We start from the raw sequence: 2,543 nt of genomic DNA on the forward strand, positions 1-2,543 counted from the left end.
GTGGATACCAATTGGCCGTTTATGTAAAAGCTGATATTGGGCTCTGTGCCTGGTTGGGCAGCATAATGATTACCAGGCAAAAAATTGATTACATAGGCTGAAAACTCGTATAATGTATTCGGACAAACAGGTATGGATGTTGCCTGATAAAATGTCTTTCCGAATGTGGTAGAATTAGGAGAACCGTTAACTATCATTGCGTAACCTCCATCGCCTGTATGATCAGAGGCTACCCAATCTGTTTTAATACAATTACGGGTTGACATCGTTCCCAGAGTTTTAAGAAATGAGTAAGTGCCTTCGGGACCCAGGCTTCCCGAAGTTGAAGCGTATGTATAGGACGTTTGAGCGTCTTTGCGATTACCTAAGTTACCCGTCGGAGAGGCAACATTGGAGTTATTGTTAATGCAGCTTACCGTAGGATTTGGAGTAATATAGGGCGCACTAAACGTTCCAGCGGCACCCAGAATATTGGAACCTAAGCCAGTTCCGCTGCAAACTAAATTCGCAGAATTTGTTGTTATCGGAATAGTAAATGTGGCCGGGCTTGCATCACTAAGATTCTCGTTGTCTATGGCTGTGAAGGTAAAAGTGACATTCTGGTTTATATTATTGGCGGCAGGTTCAAATCTCAACTGCTTTGCTTCTGCCAGGCTTATCGCATAATTATCGCTGTTAATAGCTGTACTGTTTACATATAGTTTTCCGTAAGTATTGGCAGGCCTGGTTACAATCCTAAATCCTGTTATGGTACCATCGGAATCTTTTGCAATCAGCGGCAAGAGTTGAAAAAGCTCCGCCGGTATACTCTGCAGGTAGAAATTCCGAACATCGATTGCTTCCGGAGGAGTACCAGCGAGGCTTGCTGTCCCTCTTACGGAACCTTTCATATCAGCCTCCCGCATATTTCCCGTTAGTGGGTAGGCAGAAGTGAAAAAATCAGGGGTAAATAAAGTGGCAAAAGCGGGAAGACAGCATAGAAAACAGCCCAATATGAGATAAGGAAATCGTTTTACGCGATTCAAAATTATTGACATCCCAGTTTAAGTATAAATTATAACCTTATACGAAAACGGTATCAAATGGTTATTAGAAAATAAGCCACTTAAATAACAACACTCCGGAGTCTCTTCAGGACGACTTTAAAACTACGGGAAGAATGCATCTTAAATTAATTTCTTCTCGTCCTCAAATAGAGATCTTCAACTTTTTTACGCGCCCAGGGCGTTTTACGAAGAAATTTCAGTGACGACGGAATGTTAGGATTCTCATTGAAACATTTTATGCGAATGATCCCGCCAAGTTTCTCAAAACCATAGAAATCAACCAAAAACGTTACTATACTCTCAAGAGTAAGTCCGTGAAGGGGATTATTAGGTTGAGTTGGCGACATGTTGAAGCAAAGGTATCAATTACCGTAAAATAACTTTACTCTGGAGCGAAGATTCAGTATCGTTGTAATTGTTCTTGTTTCACTAATTGAACGGTTTATGTGTAAATTTGAACTCGAAATAAATCAAATGAAATATAAATTGGGCGAATTTGTGCGTTTTGTTGAGGAACGACGTGAGGGATATATTACCAGAATAATAGACGAAAACACCATCGCCGTAACCGATGAGGATGGCTTTGAGATACCGGTCCTTGCAAGCCAGGTAACCCGGGTACATGGGCAGGATTCCAACATAGAGACTCCCTCGGAAAAGAAACAGGAACAAGACATAGAATTTGTTTCAACCGGGATTTTCCTGGCAGTTGCATCTGATAAAAAAGCCGGTTCTGTAGTTCATTTGAACCTCGTGAACACCAGCTCTTTTGAGCTTCTCACTACATTAACGACAGAAAAAACCAGCAAAATCAAAGGGGAGTTTAGCGGCATAATCAAACCAAAATCATCTGCCCAATTATTTTCCGCATCACTAAATGAGCTGGATCAATGGCCTACATTCCACTTCCAGATTTTACGTTTTGCGAATGAGATAAGCGAAATAAAGAAACCGATTGAATACACGGAGAAATTCCGGGCAAAGGATTTTTCAGGTGCAAAAAAGTCATCGGAATATCTCGACCAACCGGCATGGTTAATCCAATTGGATTCTGAAGCCCCGATCATTGATCCACAAAAACTAAAAGAAAGTTTTTACAGGCCTGCTGCTGAAAAACTGCAGCTTGAAAAGCCGGCTAAAGAAATTGATCTACACATAGAAAAACTACGTGATGACTATCAATTCCTCAATACCGATGAAATTCTCAATATCCAGCTGGCCCATTTCACTAAAAGCCTTGATGGAGCAATCGTTCATAAACTTCCCAGCATTATTTTCATCCATGGCAGCGGGAATGGGACATTGAGAAATGAAATCTATAAAATGATTAGCAAACACGCTCAGGTTAAAACGTTTATGGATGCGCATAAAGAGAAATTTGGATATGGGGCGACGGAGGTGTTTTTTAAATAGGAACCAGAGGCCAGGAACCAAGAGCCAGGAACCAAGAGCCAAGATTACAGAACAGAACAAGAAATAAAGAACAAGGAATAAAGA

At 41.0% G+C, this 2,543-nt stretch carries 3 protein-coding genes; 1 reads left to right on the forward strand and 2 read right to left on the reverse strand.

Translation table 11 applies throughout. From position 1 onward, the window contains the following. Window positions 1-1,037 (reverse strand): hypothetical protein (locus tag WBJ10_RS16240; RefSeq protein WP_424292178.1); only part of this gene is annotated, 1,037 nt, incomplete at its 3' end. Window positions 1,038-1,171: 134 nt separating this feature from the next. Continuing rightward, window positions 1,172-1,393, reverse strand: coding sequence for a VF530 family DNA-binding protein (locus WBJ10_RS16245; RefSeq protein ID WP_424292180.1), 222 nt, complete (start codon window positions 1,391-1,393; stop codon window positions 1,172-1,174). A 127-nt stretch (window positions 1,394-1,520) separates the two neighbouring features. Here WBJ10_RS16245 and WBJ10_RS16250 point away from each other — a divergent pair, with 127 nt between their 5' ends. Next, window positions 1,521-2,459, forward strand: coding sequence for a Smr/MutS family protein (locus WBJ10_RS16250; protein ID WP_424292182.1), 939 nt, complete (start codon window positions 1,521-1,523; stop codon window positions 2,457-2,459). Window positions 2,460-2,543: the final 84 nt, after the last annotated feature.

The sequence above is a fragment of the Daejeonella sp. genome (genome assembly GCF_049655485.1).
Taxonomy (GTDB): domain Bacteria; phylum Bacteroidota; class Bacteroidia; order Sphingobacteriales; family Sphingobacteriaceae; genus Daejeonella.